The sequence below is a fragment of the Arthrobacter sp. genome, assembly GCF_030540645.1.
In the GTDB taxonomy this organism is placed as follows: Bacteria; Actinomycetota; Actinomycetes; order Actinomycetales; family Micrococcaceae; genus Specibacter.
On sequence record NZ_JAUNVV010000106.1, the window covers coordinates 1 to 1753 of the forward strand.

The 1753-nt window shown below is 62.6% G+C and carries 2 protein-coding genes; both read right to left on the reverse strand.

Translation table 11 applies throughout. The annotated features are described in order from the left end of the window. The coding region (locus tag Q4P21_RS14850) for a Rho termination factor N-terminal domain-containing protein (RefSeq protein WP_303389511.1) at positions 1-504 on the reverse strand (504 nt) is incomplete at its 3' end. Positions 505-843: 339 nt separating this feature from the next. Next, positions 844-1753, reverse strand: a 910-nt coding sequence (gene thrB, locus Q4P21_RS14855) for a homoserine kinase (RefSeq protein WP_303389512.1), incomplete at its 5' end; no start/stop codon positions are given.

Consider the following 1753-nt stretch of genomic DNA (forward strand, 5'->3'; position numbering starts at 1 on the left):
GCCCGCACCGGTGGTGATGACACCGTCGCTGCTGCCAGCGCGGCGGCTACGGCCGCGGCCCCGGGCCGGGCGTTCACCGGCAGTGCCGGGTTCTGTGGTCGCTGCGCCGTCACTGGACTTTGCCTCGTTCGAGGTGGCTGCGTTCGAAGTGGCATCGCCGGACTCGGCTGCGGCCTTGCTCGCTGCACCCCTGCGGGAGTTGCTACGCGCGGCGGGAGCTGAATCGCTGTCAGCAGACTTCTCAGCGGCGGGCTCAGCGGTCTTGGCCGCTGAGCGTGCCGGGCGGTCTGCCACGGAAGAGCCGCGCTGATGGGCGGAAATTGCGTCAACAAGGTCACCCTTGCGCATCCTGGAGCCGCCGGTGATGCCCAGCTGGCCGGCCAGAACCTGCAACTGCGCCAATTTCAATCCGGCCAGGCCGGCTGATTTGGCAGGTGCCGACTTTGCTGTGGTGTCCACATCAGCTGCTTGGGAATCAGCGGCTGAAATTACGGTTTCGGTCACGAAGGATCCTTCCCCCTCGATGGCGGGCCCAATATTTGGGGCCGCGATGATTAGTGTCAGACTCCCCAAGTGCAGCCGCACTGGCTGGCCAAGGGAAATATCTGAGGTTCCACTCCCTGATGCCACCCGAAGGCGCGCAAGGAATGGTGTAATTCACTCTTTGAATCTTTTCTCACATGGGAATGATCCGAGGATCAATGCGGCGGCTGCCCTTCATTGATCCAGCAGTCACTGTGCAAGCAAGATGGCACGGACCGCAAGAGCGGCATCAAGAGTTCTATAAGCATTGAACTTATCCAACGGCCACGCCTGCGCGGGTCAGTGGAAAGTGTTTACAAGCTATGGATGCACTTCTACTTTAGCACCTTCAAGGTCCAGCTGCAGCCGCAAAACCCGCCAAGACACGCCGTGTTCTGCGCCTCTTTGTACGTTCGCTGGTGTATTTGCCCCTGCATTTGCATCCCGATCAGTGATGCGCTGAACAATAGTGTCTGCTTCAGCCACGCCATTGGCCAGCACCATGACGGTGGGACCCGCACCGGAAATGAAGGCGGCAAAGCCCTCGGCACGCAGTGCAGCAACCAGAGCCGCACTTTCCGGCATGGCTGCGGCCCGGTAATCCTGGTGCAAATAGTCGCGTGTGCCGGCCAGCAGCAGCGAGGGATCTGCCGTCAAGGCGTGCATGAGCAGCGCCGCACGGCCCGAGTTCGCGGCCGCGTCTGCGTGGGGCACCGTGGCTGGGAGCATGCCGCGGGCACGTTCGGTTTTCAATTCAACATCGGGAATGGCCACCACGGGAATGACCACGTCCGACGGCGTGATCTTGGCGCTGGCGTAGCCCTCGCCTTCCTGCCATGAGACGGCCACCGCGCCAAAGATGGCCGGGGCCACGTTGTCCGGATGACCTTCCAGCTCGGAGGCGAGTTGCAGGACCCAGGCCAGATCCTGCCTGTCTGCAGTATCAACCAAAGCGTTGGCGGCCATGATGGCCGCGACGATGGCCGACGCCGAGGAGCCCAGGCCGCGGCCGTGTGGGAGCACGTTGACGGCGGCAACGCGCAATCCCCCACGGCTGTAGCCCAGTCGTGCCAAGGCAAGGTCAAGGGTCTTCACCACCAGGTGGCTGGCATCCCGGGGAAGCTCCGCCACACCTTCCCCACTGAGGTCGAACTCCAGTTCCAGCGTGTCCAACGTGGTGATGCTCAACGTGTCGTAGAGCGAGACCGCAAGTCCCAGGGAATCAAATCCC